The sequence below is a fragment of the Microbacterium pollutisoli genome (assembly GCF_053586795.1).
In genome coordinates this window covers 1-22,047 of the sequence record NZ_JBNYWT010000007.1, presented here as the reverse complement: position 1 = coordinate 22,047, position 22,047 = coordinate 1, and the positions used below count along the sequence as shown (strand labels likewise).

The following is a 22,047-nucleotide window of genomic DNA, read 5'->3' as shown; positions in this document are numbered from 1 at the left end:
GCACGCGCCCGGAATGCACAAGGGCCGCCCCGCGCGGTGCGGAGCGGCCCCTGTCAGGCGATGCGGGTCACTCGGTGATGAGCCAGTCGATGCCGTCGCCGTGCTCGGCGATCCAGGCGTCCACGGCACCGGCCGGGTCGCCCTCCCACTCGTCCGAGGTCACGAGGCCCTCGAGCGCACCGTACTGCTCGTCGTCCAGCGTGATCTTGCCGAACAGCTCCGCGGCCTCGGGGAACTCGTCGCTGACGCCGTTGTGGGCGATGAAGTTGAGCGTCTCCGGCTCGCCCATCGCGCCCTTGGGGTCCTCGAGGTCCTTCATCTCCCAGCTGTTGTAGGCCCAGAACGGACGCCACAGCGTGACGACGATGTCCTCTTCCGCTGCCACAGCGGTGTCGAGGGTGGCGAGCATGCCCGCCGTCGACGAGGTGACCAGCTCGTACTCCTCATCGAGGCCGTAGGCCGGCATCATCGAGTTCTGCGTGACACCGGTCAGGCCCGCGCCGGGCTCGATGCCGATGATCTTGCCGTCGAACCGGTCGGCCTGGCCGACGAGGTCCTCGAGCGAGTTGATGTCGTCCATGTAGGCCGGCACCGCGATGGTCAGTACCGCGCCGTCGTAGTAGGCGCCGAGGTCTTCGAGGTCGTCCCCGTACTCAGCCATGTACTCGGCGTGGGTGACCTGCGGCCACGCCGACGGGTACACGTCGACGTCACCCTGGGCCAGCGCGGTGTAGAGCGGGCCGGCCTCCGAGAGCTCCTCCATCTCGACGTCGTAGCCGAGCTTCTCGAGCTGGTCCTCGGCGAGGTAGGCCATGCTCAGGCCGTCCGTCCAGCTGGGCAGGAAGCCGAGGGTGATGGTGCCGCCGGCACCGGTGCTGTCGTCGCCCCCGGCCGTGGTGTCGCCGCCGGCTGCGGCGCACCCCGCCAGGGTCAGGGATGCGGCCGCCGCGAGGGCGACCAGGGGGGTGATGTGCTTTTTACGCATGGTGCAATGTCCTTTCCGTATAAACCAGCTGCGTTCCGTATGGATCTGGGTAGGGGTCAGAAGGCCCCGGGATTGCGCTTCGGGCCCGACGCGATGGCCAGGTCGGCATCGGCCTGCGCCACGGCCGCCGCATCGCGGCGCTGCTGCGCGCGACGCCGGCCGAGGATGCCCAGCAGCGACCAGCGGTGGTCGGCGGGGTTGCCGAGCGCCGCGGTCACGCGGTCGAGGTAGATGGCGATGAACACGACGCCCAGGCCCGCCTCGACGCCCTTGGCCACGTTGATGGTCGACAGGGCCGAGACGACCTCCTTGCCGAGCCCGTCGGCGCCGGCCATCCCCGCGATGACGGCCATCGACAGGGCCAGCAGGATGATCTGGTTGATCCCGGCCATGATGGTCGGCGTCGCCAGCGGCAGCTGCACCCCGCGGAGGATCTGACCCGGGGTGGCGCCGAACGCGTACCCGGCCTCGACGGTCTCTTCGTCGACGCCGCGGATGCCCAGTTCGGTCAGGCGCACCCCCGGCGGCAGCGAGAAGATCACGGTCGCGATCACGCCGGGCACGAACCCGATGCTGAAGAACACGATGATCGGGATGAGGTACACCAGCGACGGCATCGTCTGCATGAAGTCGAGGATGGGCTTGACGACGGCGCTGACGCGGTCGTTGCGCGCGGCCCAGATCCCCACGGGCACCGAGATCGCCACGGCGATCAGCGCGGCGATCAGCACCAGCGCGAGGGTCTGCATCGAGGTGTCCCACTGGTCCACGCCGACGAGGATCACGAACATGATGATCGTGCCCACGGCCAGCTGCCACGAACGCACCAGCCAGGCGATCGCCGCGAACAGCACGATCATGGCCACGGCCGGCGGCGCCATGAGGAGGTCGGCCAGTCCCTCGACGAGGAAGCCGATCACCATCGAGATGACGTCGAGCACGGGGTCGAACGTGTCGCGGATCCAGTCGACAAGCGCGTCGACCCACTGCCCCAGGGGGATGCGGAAGCCCTCCATCAGCGCACCTCCTCGGAGTCGGCCGGCTCCGCTTCGCCGGCGGCTGCCAGGGCCTCGTCGATCACGTCCTGCGGAATGGGGCGCAGCGGAATGGTGATCTCCTCGGTCGAACCCGGGCCGGGGCCCAGGGCCGCCAGCAGGGTCACGCGCGGGATGACCCCGACGAGGCGGCCGTCGGCGTCGGTCACCGCGAGCGGTACCGACGACTCGACCGACGGCACGAACAGGTTCATCAGGATGTCGGACTCGTCCACGCTCTGCGGCACCGGCTTGAGCACGGACGCCAGGGACTTCTCGCCCTTGCGCACGAGCTTGACGGCGTCGCGGTCGGTCACGATGCCCAGCAGCCTGCGGTCGCGGTCGACGACGTAGACCGCCGACATGTAGGCGTCGCGCATCTCGTGCAGCGCCGTGCGCGGCCCGGCGGTGTCGACGACGACCGGGCGCGGGCGCTCCATGACGTTGGCGGCGGTGAGCACCCGCGCGCGGTCCACGTCCTGCACGAACTGCTCGACGTAGTCGTTGGCGGGATCGGTGAGGATGTCCTCGGGCGTGCCGATCTGCACGATGCGGCCGTCGCGCATGACGGCGATGCGGTCGCCGAGGAACATCGCCTCGTTGAGGTCGTGGGTGATGAAGACGATCGTCTTGCGCAGCTTCTGCTGCAGGTCGAGCAGCTGCTCCTGCATCTCGCGGCGGATGAGCGGGTCGAGCGCGCTGAACGCCTCGTCCATGAGCAGGACCTCGGTGTCGGCGGCGAGCGCGCGGGCGATGCCGACCCGCTGCTGCATTCCGCCGGACAGCTCGGACGGGAGCTTGTCTCCCCAGCCGCCGAGCCCCACCAGGGCGAGGATCTCCTCGGCCTTGGCCAGACGCTCGGCGCGGGCGACGCCGCGCAGTTCGAGCGGATAGGCCACGTTGTCGGCCACCGAGCGGTGCGGGAGCAGAGCGAAGTGCTGGAAGACCATCGACACGCGGTCGCGACGCACCTCGCGGAGACGGGCGGGCGGGATGTCGGTGATCGGGTCGCCCAGCACGGTGACGGTGCCGCTGGTCGCGTCATGCAGACCGTTGAGCATGCGGATCAGCGTGGACTTGCCCGACCCGGACAGCCCCATGATCACGAAGATCTCGCCGGGCTGCACGCTGAAGGACGCATCGATGACGGCGGCGGTCCCGGCGTCGGCCACATCGGCCCGGCTCTGTCCAGCGGCGAGCCGCCGGACGGCGTCCTTCGGGTTGCGTCCGAAAACCTTGTACAGATTCCTCACCTCGACGGCGGGTACGGAAGAACTCACGCGCTTCACCTCGGCGGCCGTCATGGCAGACCGCTCCGTTGCGTCCGGGTCGCGATCATCGGTACGCGCCTCACGTGTCGATTCTCGACACAACGGCGTCATGCTCCGGCGACACACATCGGGTCTGTCGCCCAGACCGCCGACCATACGCCCGCTCGCCGTCGGTCCCCAGAGACCCAGCGAGCGACCGCGGACTGGTCGTCTCGGGCGCAATGCCCGACATTCCACCGTACGTCGATTGTCTACACGGCGCAAACTTGAATGTCGACATATGGACACCGGCGCGGTGCGATCTGGGTGTTGACAGCACCGGCATCCGTGTTGCATGGTTACTTAGTCAAGTAAGTAACCGAAGAAGCGGAGTCGGGATGATCGATGACGGCCGGGCGCTCTTCCTGCAGATCGCGGAGAGCCTCGAAGACTCGATCGTGGACGGCAGCCTCGCCGAGGAAGAGCGGGCGCCGTCGACGAACGAGCTCGCGGCCTTCCACCGCATCAACCCCGCCACCGCAGCGAAGGGAATCGCGATGCTCACCGACAAGGGCGTGCTCTACAAGCGGCGCGGGATCGGCATGTTCGTCGCCGCCGGTGCACGCGAAATGCTGCTCGGCGAGCGCCGCGCCGCCTTCGCCGAGCGCTACGTCGATCCGCTGCTGGCCGAGGCCCGCACGATCGGCCTCGACCCCGACGACCTGCGACGCCTCATCACCGAGCGCGCCGCCCTGACCCTCACGACGGAAGGACCCACAGCATGACCAGCGTGATCGAGGTGAACGGCCTCACCAAGCGGTACCGCAACACCCTCGCGGTCGATGACATCAGCTTCACGATCGAGCAGAACACGATCTACGGCCTGCTGGGCCGCAACGGCGCCGGCAAGACCACGGTCATGTCGATCCTCACGGCGCAGAACTTCGCCACCCACGGCGAGGTCCGCATCTTCGACGAGCACCCCTATGAGAACGCGAAGGTGCTCAGCCGCATGTGCTTCGTCCGCGAGAGCCAGAAGTACCCCGACGACGCGAAGCCGTCGCACGCCTTCAGGATCGCGCGGCTGTTCTATCCGCACTGGGACCAGGCCTTCGCGGAACAGCTCATCGCCGACTTCCAGCTGCCGATGGACAAGACGATCAAGAAGCTCTCGCGGGGCCAGCTGAGCGCCGTGGGCGTCATCATCGGCCTGGCCTCGCGCGCCGAGATCACCTTCTTCGACGAGCCGTACCTGGGGCTGGACGCCGTGGCCCGGCAGATCTTCTACGACCGGCTGCTGGCCGACTACGCCGAGCACCCGCGCACGATCATCCTTTCCAGCCACCTGATCGATGAGGTGTCGAACCTGCTCGAGCACGTCATCGTGATCGACAAGGGCCGCATCATCATGGACGAGAACACCGAGGACATCCGGGGCCGCGCCGCCAACATCGTGGGCGATTCGGCCGCCGTCGAGGCGTTCGTCGCCGGCCGCGAGGTGATCCACCGCGAGAGCCTGGGGCGCGTGTCGAGCGTCACGGTGCTCGGTCGGCTCACCGACGCCGATCGCGCCGATCTCGCCGCGGCCGGCCTGGACGTCACGCCTGTCTCGCTGCAGCAGCTCGTCGTCCGCACCACCCAGCACGCCCTCACCGAACCCGCCACGGAAGGAGCCCTCTCATGAACCGCACCTGGAACGTCGTCCGCATGCAGCTGGTCAACCGCCAGACCTTCGTCTGGGTCCCGATCATCGTGCTGATCGGCGCGCTGCTGGTGACCCTCGCCATCTACGGCATCATCGCCGGTGCCGGCGTCGAGGGGCCGATGTACGGCGGCGGCGCGCAGGCTCCGCTGTGGTACTTCGCGGTGATCGGCGCCCAGGCGCTGACCCTCACCTTCCCGTTCTCCCAGGCGATGAGCGTCACCCGGCGGGAGTTCTACCTGGGCACCGCCCTGACGGCCATGATGACGTCGCTGATCCTGGCGATCGTCTTCGTCCTGGGGGGTCTGGTCGAGGACGCGACCGACGGGTGGGGCATGAACGGCTACTTCTTCCACATCCCGTGGGTGTGGGAGGCCGGCCCGGCCGGCGCGGGCCTGTTCTTCTTCGCCCTGTCACTGCTGTTCTTCGTGGTGGGCTTCTGGGGAGCGACGATCTACAAGCGCTGGGGCACCGCAGTGCTGACCACCGTCATCCTCGCGATCGCGCTGGTGCTGGTGGCCCTCCTGTGGCTCGTCGGGCGCATGGACGCCTGGATGCAGGTGGGGATGTGGATCGAGACCAACGGCGCCCTCGGCATGTCGCTGTGGGGACTGCTGCTGATCGCCGTGCTCATGGGCTCGTCGTACCTGACGCTGCGACGCGCGGTGCCCTGAACCTCGGGCTGTCGAAGGATGCCGTGGCCGCAAGGCTGCGGCATCCGTCGTCTCCGACCGGTGTCAGCGCCCTTCGGCGGCGGCCGTGTGGTGGCGGATGACCTCGGCGACGACGAACTTGAACCACTTCTCGGCGAACGCGGGGTCGAGATCCGCTTCGGCGGCCAGGCGGTGCAGGCGCGCGACCTGCTGCTCTTCGCGCGAGGGGTCGGAGGGCGGCATCCCGTGTTCCGCCTTGAGCTGTCCCACTTCCTTCGTGCAGCGGAACCGCTCGGCCAGCATGAAGATCAGCGCGGCATCGATGTTGTCGATGCTGGCGCGCAGGCGGTGCAGGCGGGCCGTGGCGGCCTCGGTGTCGTCGCTCATGTCGTCCTTCCGATGCGGGCTAGAGGAAGGCTACCCGCTCCGGGACATGCCGGTCACACTGCCCGGCCCCCTAGAGTGTGACCATGAATGACGCCGATCGCGGTGCGGGCCGTCGACGGCGCCGGCCTCGCCGGGGCAGCGAAACCCCGCCTGTGTCCGCACCGCCGCCGGCGAGCGCCGCGGGGGTCGATGCGGGCGCGAAACGCGTGTGGACGAACATCAACCGCCCGTTCGTGGCGGGCTTCTTCCTGACGCTCGGCGGCCTGGCCGCGTTCGCACTGGGCATGGCGTTCACCGACCTCGTCACGATCTGGATCTACATCGCCTTCGCGCTGTTCGCCGCGCTGGGGCTCAATCCACTCGTCGTGTGGCTCGAGAAGCACGGCGTCGCCCGAGCCTGGGGCATCGTCGTCGTCTATCTGATGTTCGCGATCGTCATCGTGGCCATCCTCTGGCTGGTCATCCCGACGGTCGTCGCGCAGGTCGCCCAGTTCTTCCGCGACCTGCCGCAGATGATCACCGACTTCCAGGGCACCGAGTTCTACCTCTGGGTGCGCGACCAGTTCGGCGATCAGGTGCCGGTGCTGCTCGACGAGATCCAGCGCTTCATCACCGACCCCGGCAACATCGCGGCGATCGGCGGTGGAGTGCTGCAGATCGGCGTCTCCATCGCGACGACGGTGTCGGGTCTGATCATCGTGGTCGTGCTGAGCCTCTACTTCCTTGCCGCGCTGCCGCAGATGAAGGCGGCGCTGTACCGCATGCTGCCGGCACGCAACCGGCCGATGGCGGCGGAGCTGACCGAGGAGATCACCTCGTCGGTCGGCGGCTACCTCGGCGGCATGGTGATCCTCGCGTTCTTCAACGCGGTGTTCGTGTTCATCATGTACACGGTGCTGGCCCTGCCGTTCCCGTTGCTGATGGCCGTCGTCGCCTTCGCGATCACGATCATCCCCCTCGTCGGTACCGTCCTGTTCTGGGGCATCGGCAGTGTGATCGCGCTGTTCGCCGACCCGCTGGCGGCCCTGGTCTTCGCGCTCGCGTACCTGGTCTACATGCAGCTGGAGGCCTACCTGCTGACGCCGCGGGTTATGAACAAGACCATCTCGGTGCCCGGATCGCTCGTGGTCATCGGCGCGCTCGTCGGCGGCACCCTCATGGGCCTGCTCGGCGCGCTCGTGGCGATTCCCGTGACCGCGTCGATCCTGCTGATCATCAAGAAGGTCTTCATCCCCAAGCAGGATGCCAAGGTCTGATCCTGCGGGTGCTCTCGCCTGAACAGAGACTCGCACAACTGCTTCGTCAGCGTTCCCTCGATACCCCGAGGGCCCGTACTCGCCCGTTGCCTGCAGCACGGTGATTCGACGCGCGCGGCGCGGGTCGAGATGGATCGGCGCGGCGCTTCCCCGTCAGTCGACGAGGTCGTAGCGGACGATGACGGCGTCGCGGGCCGCGCCCACGCCGATGACCGAGATGCGCGTGCCGCTCATCTCCTCGAGGGCGAGCACGTAGTCCTGCGCCTCGAGGGGCAGGTCGTCGAAGCTGCGCGCGCCCGAGATGTCCTGCTTCCACCCCGGGAAGTACTCGAGGATCGGCTTGGCGTGGTGGAAGTCGGTCTGGTTGACCGGCACCTCGTCGAAGCGCTGCCCGTCCACGTCGTAGGCGACACACACCGGGATGCGGTCGAGCCCCGTCAGGATGTCGAGCTTGGTGAGCACGAGGTCGGTGATGCCGTTGATCCGCGTCGCGTACCGGGTGATGGGCGCGTCGTACCAGCCCACACGGCGGGGCCGTCCGGTCGTGGTGCCGAACTCGAACCCGCGCGAGCGCAGCCACTCGCCCTGCTCGTCGAACAGCTCGGTGGGGAACGGTCCCGACCCGACCCGCGTCGTGTACGCCTTCACGATGCCGACGATCCGGTCCAGGCGGTTCGGCCCCACACCGGAGCCGGTGGCGGCGCCGCCGGCGGTCGCCGACGACGAGGTGACGAACGGGTAGGTGCCGTGGTCGACGTCGAGCATCGTGGCCTGGCCGCCCTCGAAGACGACGACGTCCCCGGCATCCAGTGCTTGATTGAGCAGCAGACCGGTGTCGGCCACCATCGGGCGCAGGCGTTCGGCGTAGGAGAGCAGGTCGTCGACGATCTCGTCGACGGTGATCGCCCGGCGGTTGAAGACCTTCACCAGCAGGTGGTTCTTCTGGTCGAGGGCGCCCTCGACCTTCTGCCGCAGGATGTTCTCGTCGAACAGGTCCTGCACGCGGATGCCGACACGGTTGATCTTGTCGGCGTATGCGGGGCCGATGCCGCGCCCCGTGGTGCCGATCTGACGCTTGCCCAGGAACCGCTCGGTGACCTTGTCGAGCGTGCGGTGGTACTGCGTGATGATGTGCGCGCTGGCGCTCACCCGCAGCCGCGACGTGTCGAGCCCGCGGGCGTGCAGCGCCTCGAGCTCGGCGAACAGCACCTCGAGGTCGACGACGACGCCGTTGCCGATGACGGCGTTGACGCCGGGGGACAGGATGCCGGAGGGCAGCAGGTGCAGGGCGTACTTCTCGTCGCCGATCACGACCGTGTGGCCGGCGTTGTTGCCGCCGTTGAACTTGACGACCCAGTCGGTGCGCTCACCCAGGAGGTCGGTGGCTTTGCCCTTGCCCTCGTCCCCCCACTGGACCCCGACGATCACGATGCCTGGCATGGGCTACTCCCCCGTTTGTCGGACGGTTACACCCCATCCTATCCAGCCGGTCCCGGCCGCCGCGTGAGCACGGCCCACGGTGGCCGGGCACCGGCATCCACCCTCAGTAGACTGGAGGCCATGTCCAAGGTGCTTCAGTCCCTGCCCGTCGGCGAGCGCGTCGGCATCGCCTTCTCGGGGGGCCTCGACACCTCCGTCGCCGTCGCCTGGATGCGCGACAAGGGCGCCGTGCCGTGCACGTACACGGGCGACCTCGGTCAGCCCGACGAAGACGACATCGCCGCCATCCCCGGCCGTGCCCTCGAGTACGGCGCCGAGGTGTCGCGCCTGGTCGACTGCAAGCCGATGATGGTCGAGGAGGGCCTGGTCGCGCTGCAGTGCGGCGCCTTCCACATCCGCAGCGCCGGCCGCACCTACTTCAACACGACGCCCATCGGGCGGGCCGTGACCGGCACCATGCTCGTGCGCGCCATGAAGGAGGACCGCGTCGACATCTGGGGCGACGGCTCGACCTACAAGGGCAACGACATCGAGCGGTTCTACCGCTACGGCCTGCTGGCCAACCCCGCCCTGCGCATCTACAAGCCGTGGCTCGACGCCGACTTCGTCACCGAGCTCGGCGGCCGGCAGGAGATGAGCGAGTGGCTCGTCGCGCACGGGTTCCCCTACCGCGACAGTGCCGAGAAGGCCTACTCGACCGACGCGAACATCTGGGGCGCGACGCACGAGGCCAAGACGCTCGAGCACCTCGACGTGTCGCTGGAGACCGTCGAGCCGATCATGGGCGTGCGGTTCTGGGATCCGGCGGTGGAGATCGCGACCGAGGACGTCACGGTCACGTTCGAGGGCGGCCGGCCGGTCGCACTCAACGGCGTGGAGTACACCGACGCCGTCGAGCTCGTGCTCGAGGCCAACCGCATCGGCGGCCGCCACGGGCTGGGCATGAGCGACCAGATCGAGAACCGCATCATCGAGGCCAAGTCGCGCGGCATCTACGAGGCGCCGGGCATGGCGTTGCTGTTCGCCGCGTACGAGCGGCTGGTCAACGCCATCCTCAACGAGGACACCCTGGCCACCTACCACGAGCAGGGCCGGCGCCTGGGCCGCCTCATGTACGAGGGCCGCTGGCTCGAGCCGCAGTCGTTCATGCTCCGCGAGTCGATCCAGCGCTGGGTGGGCTCGGCCATCACCGGCTCGGTGACGCTGCGCCTGCGCCGCGGCGAGGACTACACGATCCTCGACACCACCGGCCCGAACCTGTCGTATGCGCCCGAGAAGCTGTCGATGGAGCGGGTGGGCGACGCCGCGTTCGGTCCCACCGACCGCATCGGCCAGCTCACGATGCGCAACCTCGACATCGCCGACTCGCGCGCCCGCCTCGAGCAGTACGCCGGGCTCGGACTCATCGGCGGCGCGACCGCCGAACTGGTGGGCGAGCTGGCTGCGGGCGGCTCGGCCGAGATCACCGGTCACGCCCAGCCCTACGACGCGGCCCGCGAAGAGCTCGCCGAGGCCGTCGACGAAGCCAACGAGTCGGCGTCGTTCGACTTCGGCGCCGACTGATCACGGCCCCAGGATGCCGGTCTGGGCACCGGCAGCAGGTAGCATGCGAGGACGGTCTCGCGCGCCCGGGGACGTGAGACCCGAGCCCGACCCGACGGGCACTGAGTTCCACCGCTGCCCCGGAGACTGAGTCGATGACGATGACCGACGCGCCCGAGACCTCCGACGACCCGACGACCGCTCGACCGAAGCGCTCGCTGGGCCGCAAGATCGCCATCGCCGCGTTCGCGCTGGTGGCCGGTCTCACTGTCATCGCGCTGATCGCCGCCGGCACCGTCGTGTACACGATCCAGCGGTCCTTCCCGCAGCTGGAGGGCACCGTCGCGCTGGAAGGACTCGGGGCCGAGGTGAGCGTCCACCGCGATGAGCTCGGCGTCCCCACCATCGTCGCCGACACTACCGACGACCTGTTCTTCGCCCAGGGCTACGTGCACGCGCAGGACCGGTTCTGGGAGATGGACTTCCGCCGCCACCTCACCGCCGGCCGGCTGGCGGAGCTGTTCGGCCCGTCGCAGGTGGCCACCGACAGCTTCCTGCGCACACTCGGCTGGCATGAGATCGCCGCCGAGGAGGTCGACGCGCTCGACGAGACCACCCGCGGCTATTACGACGCCTACGCCGCCGGTGTCAACGCCTACCTCGCCGATCACGACGGGGCGGACGCCTCGCTCGAGTACGCGGTGCTCGGCCTGCAGAACCCGGACTATGAGATCGAGCCGTGGACGCCGGTCGATTCGGTCGCGTGGCTGAAGGCCATGGCCTGGGACCTGCGGTCCAATGTCGAGGCCGAGACCGATCGGGCGATCCTCGCCCAGGACTACAGCCCGGAGCAGATCGCCGATCTCTACCCCGACTATCCGTTCGACACGAATCCCGTGATCGTGCCGACGATCATCGCGCCCCCGCCGCCGAGCGACCAGGCCGACGCGGACACGAGCGCCGAGACCGACGCCGACACGGCGAGCGCACCGGCATCCCCTGCGGACGCGACCCGGACGGCCACCGCCGCGATCGAGTGGACCGAGGTGGGCAGCGTCATCGAGGCGGTCTCGACCATGATGGGCCCGGTCGGCGAGGGCGTCGGGTCGAACTCCTGGGTCGTCTCGGGCACGCTCACCGAGTCGGGGCTGCCGCTGCTGTCGAACGACCCGCACCTGGGGGCGGCGCTGCCCAGCGTCTGGCACCAGATCGGCCTGCGCTGCGGCACCATCTCGCCCGACTGCGCCTTCGACGTCACCGGCTTCGGGTTCTCCGGGGTCCCCGGCGTCATCATCGGCCACAACGCCCAGATCGCATGGGGTTTCACCAACCTCACCACCGACGTGGCCGACCTCTACCTCGAGAAGCTCGACGGCGACTCCTACTGGTACGACGGCGAGCTCGTGCCGCTCGATGTGCGCACGGAGACGATCGGCGTGGCCGGGGGCAAGGACGTGCAGCTCGACATCCGCTCGACGGTGCACGGACCGATCGTGTCGGGACTCACCGACGACCTGTCGGCCATCGCCGAGACCCCGTACACCGGGTCGACGGATGCCGCGGTGCCCGCCGCCGGTGGACCTGACGGCGACTGGGCGGTGAGCCTGCGCTGGACGGCTCTGGATGTCGGCACGACGGCCGCGTCGATCTTCGCGCTCGACCTCGCGCAGGACTTCGACGACTTCCGCGCCGCCGCGGAGCTGTTCACGGTGCCGGCGCAGAACCTCATCTACGCCGACCGCGACGGCAACATCGGGTACCAGACGCCGGGAAGCCTGCCCATCCGCGGCGCCGGCGACGGCTCGATGCCCCAGCCGGGCTGGGACTCGGCCTACGACTGGCGCGGCTACATCCCGTTCGAGGAGTTGCCCACCGCATACAACCCCGACACCGGCTACATCGTCACCGCCAACAACGCCGTCGTCGGCGAGGACTACCCGTACTTCCTCACGAACGACTGGGACTACGGCTGGCGTGCGGCCCGCATCACCGACCTCATCGAGCGCACCGCGGCGACCAAGAAGCTCACCGCCGACGACATGTCGGCGATCCAGGCCGATCAGGAGTTCTGGATGGGCAGGCGCCTCTCGGCCCTGGCCTCCGGCATCCGCGTCGAGAGTGAGGGGGCGGCGGAGGCGCTGGCGCTGCTCGAGCACTGGGATGCGCAGAACGACCCCGAATCGGCGGCCGCCGCATACGCCAACGTGCTGTGGGACGAGCTCGTGCAGAACCTGTTCTCGCGGCGCGCGGCCGATGCCCGCCCGTCGAGCCAGAGCCGCATGTTCGAGGTCGTCGACCGGCTGCTCGACGACCCCGAGTCCTCGTGGTGGACCAACACCGAGATCGGCGTGACCGGCCAGCGCGAGATGCTGGCCCGCTCCGCGGAGGACGCCTACTCCCGGTTGTCCGAGCTGCAGGGCACCAACACCGCGCAGTGGAACTGGGGCCGGCTGCACGCGCTGACCCTCACCCACGGCACCTTCGGCACGAGCGGCATCGCGCCGATTGAGGCGCTGTTCAACCGCGGCCCGTTCCCCGTCGGCGGCGGCGCATCGGTCGTCGATGCGACCGGCTGGGTGCTGGCCAGCGGCAGCTTCGAGACCGTGACCCTGCCGTCGCTGCGCATGACCGTCGACCTGGCCGACCTCGACGCCTCCAGGTGGAACAACCTGACCGGCGCCAGCGGCCACGCCTTCCACCCCAACTACACCGATCAGACCGAGGCCTGGCAGCAGAACCGGCAGACGCCGTGGCTCTTCGACCTCGATCGGCTCCGGGATGCCGCGACGCACACGCTCGTGCTCACCCCGGCATCCTGAGGCCGGGTCGGACGGGCCGAACCGGTCAGCCGCCCGCGGCGGGCGGCGTCTGCGTCGACTCCCCGAGTTCGTCGACCAGCAGCGACCGCTCGTCGAGCGTACCGTTGCGGTAGGCCTGCCGGCCGACCATGTGCGCGGACAGCGGCGCGGTGGCCAGCTGGATCAGGACCACCGGCACCAGGAAGGCCGCCACCTCCCACGAGCGGGACATGAGCCCGATCGCGATGGCGATGAGGATCAGCCCGAGCACCTGGGGCTTGGTCGCCGCGTGCAGCCGCGCGGGCACGTCGTGGAAGCGCAGCAGGCCGATGGCGGCGGTGAGGCACAGCACCGCGCCGATCAGGATGAGGGCCACGCCGATGAGGTCGATCATTGCCGGTCACCGTCCCTGCGTGCGACGAAGCGCGCGATCGAGATCGAGGCGAACACACCCACGGCCGCGACGATCAGCAGCAGCGGCAGCGTCCGCGTGTGGTGGTTGATGGCCATCTCGGCGCCGAGCACGCAGACCACGAGGGTCAGCAGCACGTCCGACGCGACGGCACGGTCGAGGATCGAGGGCCCGACGATGATGCGCCACAGGGTCAGCAGCCCGGCCACGGCGAACACGACGTAGATCGCGATCAGCATGATGGTCATCGCGTCCGTCCCTTCGCCCGTTCACGCACCAGGTCGAGCTGGGCGCGCGAGCCCACCGCACGCACGATGCGCTCCTCCCAGTGCATCACGGCCCGGCGCTGCTTCTCGACGTCGGCGGCATTGCGCACGCCGATGATGTGGAGGTACAGGATGCGGCGGTCGCGATCGCTGTCGATGATGAGCGACCCGGGGATGAGCGAGGCGGTCACGGCCACGTGCGTCATGATCAGGTCGTCGTCGGTGACCATCGGCACCGCGATGATCGCCATGCCGGGGTACTCCCGCGGGTTGACGACCTGCCAGGCGACCAGCAGCGAGCCCTTCACGACGGAGTAGAGGAACTCCGTCACGAACACGAACCCCCACCACAGGTTCACCCGGCCCGACAGCTCCACCGGCGGCAGCCGGAACACCCGCGTCACGAAGATCGCGACGATCACACCCGTGACGAACGAGAGCACGGTGAACTGCGCCCACAGCAGCATCCAGACGGCGACGAGCCAGATGAAGAACGGCAACTGCCGCCAGAGGGATGTCGCGATTCCGGCCAGCGGGCTCATCGCTCGGACTCCAGCTGGCTGAACGTGATCGGATTCTGCAGCGCGCCGCCGATGCTCGCGCACAGGTCGTACAGCGGCCCGGCGAACACCGTGAGCGCGACGGTGACCGCGACCATTCCGGCGGTGGCCGAGGTCATGATGCGCGGGATCACGCGCCGCTGGGTCTCGGTGGCCGCGGCTGGCGCGGTGCCGAGGTAGGCGATGCGCTCCTCGCCCGGCTCGTCGACGGGTTCGTCGTCCTCACGCCAGAACGCGAGGTTCCAGGCGCGCATGAGCGCGTACAGGGTCAGCAGGCTCGTGAGGATGCCGCCGGCCATCAGCACATACATGAGCGGCGTGCCCACCTGCGCGGCCGCGTCGAACAGCGCGATCTTGCCGATGAAGCCCGAGAACGGGGGGATGCCGCCCAGGTTGATCGCCGGGATGAAGTACAGCACCGCGATCACCGGCGCCGCCTTCATGAGCCCCTTGACCTTGAGCACCGAGGTCGACCCCGCCCGTCGCTCGATGAGGCCCACGGCGAGGAACAGCGTCGTCTGCACGACGATGTGGTGGACCATGTAGTAGATCGTCGCGCCGAGCGCGACGGGGGTGGCGATCGCGAGCCCGAACACCATGTAGCCGATATGGCTGACCAGCGTGAACGACAGGATGCGTTTGAGCTCGGCCTGCGCCACGGCGCCGAGCACCCCGACGACCATGGTCGCCAGCGCCACGATCAGCAGCAGCGTGTTGACCTCGCTGTCGCGGAACAGCTGCGTCTCGGTGCGGATCATGGCGTACACGCCGACCTTGGTCAGCAGGCCCGCGAACACGGCGGTGACGGGCGCCGGCGCGGTCGGGTAGGAGTCCGGCAGCCAGAACGACAGCGGGAACACCGCCGCCTTGATACTGAAGGCCAGCAGGAGCATCAGGTGGAGGACCAGCTGCACCTCCTGCGGCAGCTCGGTCATCCGCTGCGAGACCTGCGCCATGTTCACGGTGCCCAGCGCCCCGTAGATGGCGGCGATCGCGGCGAGGAACAGAATGGAGGACACGAGCGACACGACGATGTACACGACACCCGTGCGGATGCGGGACTCGGTGGAGCCGAGGGTGATCAGCACGTAGGAGGCGACCAGCAGGATCTCGAACCCGACATAGAGGTTGAACAGGTCACCGGCGATGAACGCGTTGAAGATGCCCGCCGCCAGGATCAGGTACGACGGGTGGAAGATCGACACCGGCGTCTCATCGTCGCCGTCGGCGGCGCCCTGGCCGACCGAGAACAGCAGAACCGCGAGCAGCACGATGCTCGAGACGACCACCAGCAGCGCGGCGAGCCGGTCGACGTAGAGCACGATGCCGAACGGGATCGGCCAGCCGCCGACCGAGACGGCCAGCCCCTGGTCGGTGCTGTCGACGGTGTACAGCAGCACCGCCGCCACGGCGAGCACGAGGGTGAGCGTGACGATCGACACCCCGACCTGCACTCTGCGGCGCCGACCGAAGATGAGGGCGATGGCGGCGCCGAGCAGCGGCAGCGTCACCAGCAGGGGGACCAGGCCGTTCATCGATCACCGTTCCTCGGCTGCGGCGCGTCGACGGGGGCGTCGTCGGCGAGCGAGTCGAAATCCTCGTGGTGCAGCACCGTGATGGGCGCCGTGGCCGTGTCGAGGAAGTCGGTGGTGGCGTCGTCGTCTTCGTCGGTGATCTCGTCGTCCATGGTGTCTTCGTCGACGGCGGCGCGGTCACGCACCTCGAGGTCGGCTTCGTCGTCGTGCACGGTGTCGGCCTGCCCCAGCTGCCACGACCGGTAGATCAGCGCGAGCAGGAAGGCGCTGACGGCGAAGGTGATCACGATCGCGGTGAGCGTGAGGGCCTGCGGCAGCGGGTCGCTCATCTCGTCGGGGTCGCCGACGCCGAAGAACGGGGCGACGCCGGGGGCGCCCATGACGACCAGCAGGAAGAGGTTCGCGGCGTTGCCCAGCAGCAGGAATCCGATGAGCACGCGGGTGAGGCTGCGCTCGAGGATCGCGTAGACCCCGGCCGCGAACAGCACGGCCATGATGATGATCAGCGTCAGTGAGGCGTTCATGCACCCACCCGCCAGGCGACCGGCGTGCGCCCGGTCGCTTCGAGGGCCTGCCGGTCGACCTCGGCGCCCAGCGACCGCAGCACGTCGAGCACGAGCCCGATGACGACGAGGTAGACGCCGACGTCGAACAGCGTCGAGGTGACGAACTCGATGTGGCCGATGACCGGCAGCGTCGCCTCGAAGAAGTAGCTCGTCAGCGGCGCGTCACCCAGGAAGATCGGCACGATCGCGCAGCCCACCGCCACCGTCATGCCCGCACCCAGCAGGCGACCGGCGTCGGTGGGGGCGGCGGCGCCCAGCTCGTACGGACCGCCGGCGACGTAGCGCATGACCAGCGCCATGCCGGCCACCAGTCCCCCGGCGAACCCGCCGCCGGGCAGGTTGTGACCGGCGAACAGCAGATAGATCGACACGATGATGATCGTGTGGAACAGCACCCGCACGATCACCTCGAGCATGATCGAGCGCGTGCGCGGCTGCAGTCGCTGGCCGCCGATGAGCCAGGTCTGCAGCGAGCTGTCCGGCGCCGCCGTGCGCGGCCGCGGACCCTCGCTCGTCTCGATGAAGGGGCGGCGCGTGCGGGTCATGCCGGTGGGCAGGGGTGAGATGCCGCTGGAGAGCATGTCGGAGCGGTGCGTGACGAACACGAGCGAGGCGACGCCGGTCGCCGCCAGGATCAGGACCGACAGTTCGCCCATCGTGTCCCAGCCGCGCAGGTCGACCAGTGCGACGTTGACGACGTTCTTGCCGTGGCCGATCTCGTACGCCAGGTGCGGGAAGCTCTCGGAGATCGGCTGGGCGATGCGGGCGCCGGTGGCCACGATCGCCACCGCCGCCATGGTGACGCCCACCGCGACGGCGATGATGCCGCGCATGACGGGGGCCACCGAGGCGTTGTGCTCACCCAGGCGTGCGGGGATGCGGCGCAGCACGAGGGCGAACGCCACCATCGTCACCGTCTCGACCAGGATCTGGGTGAGGGCGAGGTCCGGTGCGCCGCTGGTCGCGAACAGCAGGGTCATGCCGACACCCGTCGCCGATACCAGCACGACGCCCGTGTACCGCTTGCGGGCGCGCACGGCGATGAGGGCGGCGATGATCATCACCGGCGCGACGGCGACCTGGGTGGCGGTGTGCCAGCCGTCGAGGTGTGTCGGCCAGGGGCCGCCCATCGCGAGGGCGGTGACCTCGGTGCCGACGAACACGATGAAGATCGTCCCGACGTACACCGGCAGCGAGCCGCGCTGGGTGGTGGTCGTGACGGCCACAGCCACCCGCGCGATGCCGCGCATCGCGGCGTTGTAGGCGTCGACGGCCGTGAACGGCAGCAGGCGCTTGTGCCAGGGTGCACGCTGCACGAGCCAGAAGACGACCGCGCCGATCGCGATGCTGCCGAGGGACAGGAACAGGGCCGGCTCGAACCCGTGCCACAGCGCGAGGTGGTAGGCCTCGCCCCCGACGTCGGGCATCGTGTCGGCGTAGCCTGACAGCACGACGTCCAGCTGCGGAGCCACCAGCGCCGTCACGAGCGACAACCCGCCCAGCACGACGGGGGCGGCGAGGAAGCCCATCGGCGGGTCGGGCCATTCGGTGCGCGGCAGGGCCGCGCCGACGGCATCCTTCTTCGTCCAGAACGCGCCCCAGACGAACCGCAGTCCGTAGGCGGCGGTCAGCGCAGAGCCGAGCAGGATGGCGACGAGCACCACTGCTCCGGCGGGCTGGGCGACGGCGCTCAGCAGCGCGGACAGGGCGGCTTCTTTCGCGATGAAGCCGAGCGTGGGGATGATGCCCACCATCGAGGCCACCGCGATGATCGAGAACACCGCCAGGGTCGGCGCCTGCCGCCCCACCCCCGACAGTTCGCGGATGTCACGGGTGGACAGCTGCCGGTCGATCACGCCGACGACCAGGAACAGGGCCGACTTGAACAGCGCGTGCCCCAGCAGCAGGGCCAGGCCGGCCAGCGCCGTGTTGCGCTCGCCGAAGCCCAGCACGACCGTGAGCAGGCCGAGCTGGCTCACCGTGCCGAAGGCCAGGATGCGCTTGAGGTCGGTCTCGCGCATCGCCTGCACACCGCCCAGCAGCATCGTGAAGGCGCCGAGGCTGAGCACGATCGGGCGCCACGGCTCGATGTCGGCGAAGGCGGGGGCGAACCGGGCGATCAGGTAGATGCCGGCCTTGACCATCGCCGCGGCGTGCAGGTAGGCGCTGACCGGCGTGGGCGCGGTCATGGCACCGGGCAGCCAGAAGTGGAAGGGGAAGATCGCCGACTTGCTGAGCGCGCCGACGAGGATCATCACGACCGCGACGGCGATGAGCGGGTCGTCGCCGCCGCCGGCGGCCCACGCGGCGAAGATCTCGGTCATGCTCGAGGTGCCGAACGCGGCCACGAAGATCACGATGCCGATCAGCATGACCAGCCCGCCGATGGTGGTGACCAGCAGCGCCTGCAGGGCGGCGCGGCGGCTCGCACCACGGGCGTGGTAGTGCCCGATCAGCAGGTAGGACAGGACGCTCGTGACTTCCCACAGCATGATGAGCACGATGATGTCGTCGGTCAGCACGAGCCCGTACATGGCCCCGGCGAAGGCCAGCAGCACGGCGGCGAACAGCCCGGTGCCGGCCTCGTGCCCCGCGAAATACCACCGGCAGTACAGCATGACGAGCGCGCCGACACCGGTGACGATGAGCGTCATGACCCAGCCGAGCGTGTCCATGTGCATCGACAGGTCGACGCCCAGCGGTCGGATCCACGGCAGCGACTCGAACGGCGCGTCCCCGGCGAAGACGGCCGGGGCCATCGCGACGGCGTGGCCGAAGGCGACGGCCGGCACGGAGGCGGCGACATAGAAGGCCCGGGCGCCCCAGCGGCTGACCAGCCACGGCAGTGTCAGCGCGACGGCGGCGAACACACCGAGGAGGATCAGCATTCGCTAGGCCTCCTCAAAGCGCCGCCGGGGGTCGTGCGCTCTATTCTACGGGGCCGCTGAGGTCCGATTCGCCCGGATGGGGGACCGGACCGGTCGTATCTCCCTTCCGGAACGTGCACGCCAGACGAGTGGATGCCGGTGTGCGGCCGGCCAGCATCGTCGCGATCGCCTCACCGGCGAGCCGGCCCTTGGCGACGGCCTCCTGCACGAGGGTCGTGAGCTCGTAGGGCGCCAGGCCGTCGACCCGCACGCCGTCGAATCCGGTCACGCTGACGTCTTCGGGCACACGCAGTCCGACCTCTTCCGCGGCACGGATGACCCCCGCCGCCAGCAGGTCGCTCTGCGCGAGCACGGCCGTCGGACGAGTGGCGGGATCGGCCAGCACGACGCGGCCGGCGGCCAGGCCCTCGTCGATCGAGCTGGCCGCGGCCGCGTAGGCCGGCGCCTGCGGGAATACGGCGCGGACGCCCTCCAGCCGCTCGGCGGTGACGTCGATCATGATGACGGGGTCCGGCCCGATCCACCCGGGACCGGAGCGGTCGTCGGTGGGCAGCGTGACCGTCGCGACGCGCGTGTGCCCGAGTTCGCGCAGATGCACGGCGGCCAGCTGCTGCGCCTCGCGGTTGTCGAGCCGGATCTGCGGGACTCCGGCGCCGGCATCCGCCTCGATCACCACGACGGGCACGCCACGGCCGCGCAGCACCTCGAGCGACTCGCGCACGCGCGCGCTGCAGCCGACGAGCACCGCGGCATCGATCGGCGTCGTCGTCAGCAGCGGAGGGGTGTCGGGGTGTTGCTCGGCGCCACTGTCGGGCTCGTCAGTGCGGTCGGGGTCGGGGTCGTCGCCGCTGTCCGACTCGGCACGGTCGACTCCGCCGCGGTCAGCGGCTTCGTCGTCGGTGACCGCGCCACCGTGCGCGTCGTGGAGGCTGTCGGTGTCGGCCGCAGCACCGGCATCCTCGGTGGCACCGAACGCGTCGTCGTGCAGCAGCAGCAGGCCGGCGCCCAGCGGCGCGACGGCCGCCGTCAGTCCGTCCATCATGAGGCGCTTGACCGGATCGAGGAAGGCGGCGCCGAGCTGCTCCTCGAACACGACCGCGACGATGCCGCTGCGGCCACGGCGCAGTGAAGCGGCCCGGGGGTCGGGCCCGGTGTACCCGAGCGTGTTCGCGGCGGACAGCACCCGTTCGCGCGTGGCATCCGACACCCCGGCCTTTCCGCTGAACACGATGGATGCCGTCGACGCGGCCACCCCGGCTTCGCGCGCGACGTCGGCGATGGTGGGTCGGCGTGGCTGCACGAGGTCGATCCTAATGTCTCGGCGATCGAATCGATTCGGTAAGCTGACGCGGTGGATCTCGCTCTCACCCCCTCCCAGCTCGTCCGGTGGCGCACCGCCGTGTTCGCGATCTTCGCCGCGAGCGGGCTCAGCGTGGCGACGTGGGCGGCGCGCGTACCGTCGATCAAGGTCGGTCTCGGCATCGAGAACACCGAGATCGGACTGCTGCTGCTGGGCATGGGCGTCGCGTCGATCCTCGGCCTGTCGTCGGCCTCGGTGATCATCGCGAGGTTCGGCACCCGCCGCGGCATGCTGGGCGCCATGATCGCCTTCGCGGGCGGTGTCGTCCTCATCGGGGTGGGTGTCGACGTCGTGCCCTCGCTGCCGCTCGTGCTCATCGGCCTGGCCCTGTTCGGCGCGGGAAACGGCGCGTGCGACGTCATGATGAACGTCGACGGGGCCGCCATCGAGACCCAGGTGAACAAGACGATCCTGCCGTTGTTCCACGCGTTCTTCAGCTTCGGGACGGTGCTCGGCGCGGGGCTGGGTGCGCTGGCCGCGAGCCTGGGCGTCGATGTCTTCACGCACTCCGCGGCCATCGCGATCGTGATCCTCGTGGTGGCCGTGGCCGCCTACGCCAACGTGCCCGCGCGCGAGGCGACCGGCGACACGGTCGACGATCGTCCGGTGGCCCGGCCCGGGTGGCGCGAGCGCCTGGGCGTGGCCCTCTCGGCCTGGCGCGAGCCGCGCACGTACGCCCTGGGGGTCGTCATGCTCGGCATGTCGTTCGCCGAGGGCGGCGCCAACGACTGGCTCGCCCTCGCCGTGAGCGAGGACCACCGCGGCGGGGCCGAGCTGGGCGCCGTGGCGCTGACGGTGTTCGCGGTCGCCATGACGGCGGTGCGCGTGGCCGGGGGACCGCTCGTCGACCGGTTCGGCCGCGTCGCCACCCTGCGGGTGCTGTCCGCGACCGCCGCCGTAGGCATCCTGCTGGTCATCCTCGCGCCCAACCTGTCGCTCGTCTTCGTCGGTGCGGCGCTGTGGGGCATCGGCGCCTCGCTCGGGTTTCCGCTGGGCATGTCAGCGGCCGCGGACGATCCCGCCAAGGCCGCCGCCCGGGTGAGCGCCGCCGCGACCATCGGCTACGTCGCCTTCCTGTGCGGGCCCCCGGTGCTGGGCCTGATCAGCGATCACATCGGCCTGCTGAACACCCTGTTCATCCTGGTCGCGCTCGTCGTGGCGTCCGGCCTGGCCTCGGGCGCGGCCAAGCCGCTCACCACCACGAAGGTCGGCGCGGGCCACCACTGAGCGCGCCCGTCCCCACACGCGCGCCCGCCGAAGTTGGCGCTTACGTGGGGTATCCCGCAGGCGGTCTCAAGTGGTCAGTGCAACACGCGCTATGTGTGAGTTCAGTGTTTCAGATGGGGTGTGGAAGCCGAGGACGGCGCGGGGGCGGATGTTGAGGAGACGCTGGGTTTCGGCGAGGTCGGCGTC

Annotated in this window: 19 protein-coding genes; 7 read left to right on the top strand and 12 right to left on the bottom strand. The window is 69.6% G+C overall.

From position 1 onward, the window contains the following. Window positions 1-67 precede the first annotated feature (67 nt). Genes ACQ143_RS14000 through ACQ143_RS13990 form a run of 3 tightly spaced genes read right to left on the bottom strand, consistent with a single transcriptional unit; the run spans window position 68 to window position 3,323 of the window. Window positions 68-985, bottom strand: coding sequence for a glycine betaine ABC transporter substrate-binding protein (locus ACQ143_RS14000; RefSeq protein ID WP_449571324.1), 918 nt, complete (start codon window positions 983-985; stop codon window positions 68-70). Between the two features lie 56 nt (window positions 986-1,041). Continuing rightward, window positions 1,042-2,001, bottom strand: a complete 960-nt coding sequence (locus tag ACQ143_RS13995) for an ABC transporter permease (RefSeq protein WP_449571323.1) — start codon at window positions 1,999-2,001, stop codon at window positions 1,042-1,044. Continuing rightward, a complete protein-coding gene (locus ACQ143_RS13990) occupies window positions 2,001-3,323 on the bottom strand; it encodes a quaternary amine ABC transporter ATP-binding protein (protein WP_449571322.1) in 1,323 nt (440 codons plus the stop codon). Before ACQ143_RS13990 ends, ACQ143_RS13995 begins: the two co-directional genes overlap by 1 nt. 344 nt (window positions 3,324-3,667) lie before the next feature. Here ACQ143_RS13990 and ACQ143_RS13985 point away from each other — a divergent pair, with 344 nt between their 5' ends. From ACQ143_RS13985 to ACQ143_RS13975, 3 genes are read left to right on the top strand one after another with little or no spacing between them, the layout of a single operon-like run. Next, window positions 3,668-4,054 carry a GntR family transcriptional regulator gene (locus ACQ143_RS13985; RefSeq protein WP_449571321.1) on the top strand — a complete coding sequence of 129 codons (387 nt, stop codon included), beginning with the start codon at window positions 3,668-3,670 and terminating at the stop codon, window positions 4,052-4,054. Continuing rightward, on the top strand, window positions 4,051-4,953 hold the full coding sequence (locus tag ACQ143_RS13980; RefSeq protein ID WP_449571320.1) for an ABC transporter ATP-binding protein: 903 nt from the start codon (window positions 4,051-4,053) through the stop codon (window positions 4,951-4,953). Before ACQ143_RS13985 ends, ACQ143_RS13980 begins: the two co-directional genes overlap by 4 nt. Then, on the top strand, window positions 4,950-5,645 hold the full coding sequence (locus ACQ143_RS13975) for a hypothetical protein (protein ID WP_449571319.1): 696 nt from the start codon (window positions 4,950-4,952) through the stop codon (window positions 5,643-5,645). Before ACQ143_RS13980 ends, ACQ143_RS13975 begins: the two co-directional genes overlap by 4 nt. Window positions 5,646-5,708: 63 nt before the next feature. On the opposite strand, the gene ACQ143_RS13970 is transcribed toward ACQ143_RS13975, so the two are convergent. Continuing rightward, complete coding sequence (locus tag ACQ143_RS13970; RefSeq protein WP_449571318.1) at window positions 5,709-6,011, bottom strand: chorismate mutase; 303 nt, start codon at window positions 6,009-6,011, stop codon at window positions 5,709-5,711. A gap of 152 nt (window positions 6,012-6,163) precedes the next feature. Here ACQ143_RS13970 and ACQ143_RS13965 point away from each other — a divergent pair, with 152 nt between their 5' ends. Then, on the top strand, window positions 6,164-7,267 hold the full coding sequence (locus tag ACQ143_RS13965) for an AI-2E family transporter (protein WP_449571317.1): 1,104 nt from the start codon (window positions 6,164-6,166) through the stop codon (window positions 7,265-7,267). A gap of 153 nt (window positions 7,268-7,420) precedes the next feature. Here the strand turns inward: ACQ143_RS13965 and ACQ143_RS13960 are convergent, their stop codons facing one another. Then, window positions 7,421-8,707, bottom strand: coding sequence for an adenylosuccinate synthase (locus ACQ143_RS13960; RefSeq protein ID WP_449571316.1), 1,287 nt, complete (start codon window positions 8,705-8,707; stop codon window positions 7,421-7,423). 120 nt (window positions 8,708-8,827) lie between these two features. Between ACQ143_RS13960 and argG the strand changes: the two genes are divergently transcribed. Both argG and ACQ143_RS13950 read left to right on the top strand, forming a co-directional pair. Then, window positions 8,828-10,270: an argininosuccinate synthase gene (gene argG, locus ACQ143_RS13955; protein WP_449571315.1), complete on the top strand. Its 1,443-nt coding sequence runs from the start codon at window positions 8,828-8,830 to the stop codon at window positions 10,268-10,270. 134 nt (window positions 10,271-10,404) lie between these two features. After that, window positions 10,405-13,068 (top strand): penicillin acylase family protein, encoded by a 2,664-nt coding sequence (locus ACQ143_RS13950; protein WP_449571314.1) that lies wholly within the window; start codon window positions 10,405-10,407, stop codon window positions 13,066-13,068. 25 nt (window positions 13,069-13,093) lie between these two features. Here the strand turns inward: ACQ143_RS13950 and mnhG are convergent, their stop codons facing one another. Genes mnhG through ACQ143_RS13915 form a run of 7 tightly spaced genes read right to left on the bottom strand, consistent with a single transcriptional unit; the run spans window position 13,094 to window position 20,574 of the window. Beyond that, complete coding sequence (gene mnhG, locus ACQ143_RS13945; protein ID WP_449571313.1) at window positions 13,094-13,441, bottom strand: monovalent cation/H(+) antiporter subunit G; 348 nt, start codon at window positions 13,439-13,441, stop codon at window positions 13,094-13,096. Beyond that, window positions 13,438-13,707: a monovalent cation/H+ antiporter complex subunit F gene (locus ACQ143_RS13940; protein WP_449571312.1), complete on the bottom strand. Its 270-nt coding sequence runs from the start codon at window positions 13,705-13,707 to the stop codon at window positions 13,438-13,440. Before ACQ143_RS13940 ends, mnhG begins: the two co-directional genes overlap by 4 nt. Further along, window positions 13,704-14,267 (bottom strand): Na+/H+ antiporter subunit E, encoded by a 564-nt coding sequence (locus tag ACQ143_RS13935; protein WP_449571311.1) that lies wholly within the window; start codon window positions 14,265-14,267, stop codon window positions 13,704-13,706. The genes ACQ143_RS13940 and ACQ143_RS13935 overlap by 4 nt, the downstream gene beginning before the upstream one ends. Continuing rightward, the gene (locus ACQ143_RS13930; RefSeq protein ID WP_449571310.1) at window positions 14,264-15,820 is read right to left on the bottom strand and encodes a Na+/H+ antiporter subunit D; all 1,557 of its coding nucleotides are present in this window, start codon (window positions 15,818-15,820) and stop codon (window positions 14,264-14,266) included. The genes ACQ143_RS13935 and ACQ143_RS13930 overlap by 4 nt, the downstream gene beginning before the upstream one ends. Next, window positions 15,817-16,344 carry a Na(+)/H(+) antiporter subunit C gene (locus tag ACQ143_RS13925; protein ID WP_449571309.1) on the bottom strand — a complete coding sequence of 176 codons (528 nt, stop codon included), beginning with the start codon at window positions 16,342-16,344 and terminating at the stop codon, window positions 15,817-15,819. Before ACQ143_RS13925 ends, ACQ143_RS13930 begins: the two co-directional genes overlap by 4 nt. Then, window positions 16,341-19,274 (bottom strand): Na+/H+ antiporter subunit A, encoded by a 2,934-nt coding sequence (locus ACQ143_RS13920; protein ID WP_449571308.1) that lies wholly within the window; start codon window positions 19,272-19,274, stop codon window positions 16,341-16,343. Before ACQ143_RS13920 ends, ACQ143_RS13925 begins: the two co-directional genes overlap by 4 nt. Before the next feature lie 40 nt (window positions 19,275-19,314). Next, entirely contained in the window at window positions 19,315-20,574 is a 1,260-nt protein-coding gene (locus ACQ143_RS13915) for a LacI family DNA-binding transcriptional regulator (RefSeq protein ID WP_449571307.1), read from the bottom strand. A 51-nt stretch (window positions 20,575-20,625) separates the two neighbouring features. Here ACQ143_RS13915 and ACQ143_RS13910 point away from each other — a divergent pair, with 51 nt between their 5' ends. Then, window positions 20,626-21,861: an MFS transporter gene (locus tag ACQ143_RS13910; protein WP_449571306.1), complete on the top strand. Its 1,236-nt coding sequence runs from the start codon at window positions 20,626-20,628 to the stop codon at window positions 21,859-21,861. Window positions 21,862-22,047 lie beyond the last annotated feature (186 nt).

Bases quoted from the DNA above. Each gene is read 5' to 3' on its own strand.
- ACQ143_RS13925 (WP_449571309.1), bottom strand. From the start codon at position 16,344: ATGAACGCCTCACTGACGCTGATCATCATCATGGCCGTGCTGTTCGCG.
- ACQ143_RS13990 (WP_449571322.1), bottom strand. From the start codon at position 3,323: ATGACGGCCGCCGAGGTGAAGCGCGTGAGTTCTTCCGTACCCGCCGTC.
- ACQ143_RS13930 (WP_449571310.1), bottom strand. From the start codon at position 15,820: ATGAACGGCCTGGTCCCCCTGCTGGTGACGCTGCCGCTGCTCGGCGCC.
- ACQ143_RS13935 (WP_449571311.1), bottom strand. From the start codon at position 14,267: ATGAGCCCGCTGGCCGGAATCGCGACATCCCTCTGGCGGCAGTTGCCG.
- ACQ143_RS13940 (WP_449571312.1), bottom strand. From the start codon at position 13,707: ATGACCATCATGCTGATCGCGATCTACGTCGTGTTCGCCGTGGCCGGG.
- ACQ143_RS13975 (WP_449571319.1), top strand. From the start codon at position 4,950: ATGAACCGCACCTGGAACGTCGTCCGCATGCAGCTGGTCAACCGCCAG.
- argG (WP_449571315.1), top strand. From the start codon at position 8,828: ATGTCCAAGGTGCTTCAGTCCCTGCCCGTCGGCGAGCGCGTCGGCATC.
- ACQ143_RS13920 (WP_449571308.1), bottom strand. From the start codon at position 19,274: ATGCTGATCCTCCTCGGTGTGTTCGCCGCCGTCGCGCTGACACTGCCG.
- ACQ143_RS13985 (WP_449571321.1), top strand. From the start codon at position 3,668: ATGATCGATGACGGCCGGGCGCTCTTCCTGCAGATCGCGGAGAGCCTC.
- ACQ143_RS13960 (WP_449571316.1), bottom strand. From the start codon at position 8,707: ATGCCAGGCATCGTGATCGTCGGGGTCCAGTGGGGGGACGAGGGCAAG.
- ACQ143_RS13995 (WP_449571323.1), bottom strand. From the start codon at position 2,001: ATGGAGGGCTTCCGCATCCCCCTGGGGCAGTGGGTCGACGCGCTTGTC.
- mnhG (WP_449571313.1), bottom strand. From the start codon at position 13,441: ATGATCGACCTCATCGGCGTGGCCCTCATCCTGATCGGCGCGGTGCTG.
- ACQ143_RS13980 (WP_449571320.1), top strand. From the start codon at position 4,051: ATGACCAGCGTGATCGAGGTGAACGGCCTCACCAAGCGGTACCGCAAC.
- ACQ143_RS13970 (WP_449571318.1), bottom strand. From the start codon at position 6,011: ATGAGCGACGACACCGAGGCCGCCACGGCCCGCCTGCACCGCCTGCGC.
- ACQ143_RS14000 (WP_449571324.1), bottom strand. From the start codon at position 985: ATGCGTAAAAAGCACATCACCCCCCTGGTCGCCCTCGCGGCGGCCGCA.
- ACQ143_RS13950 (WP_449571314.1), top strand. From the start codon at position 10,405: ATGACGATGACCGACGCGCCCGAGACCTCCGACGACCCGACGACCGCT.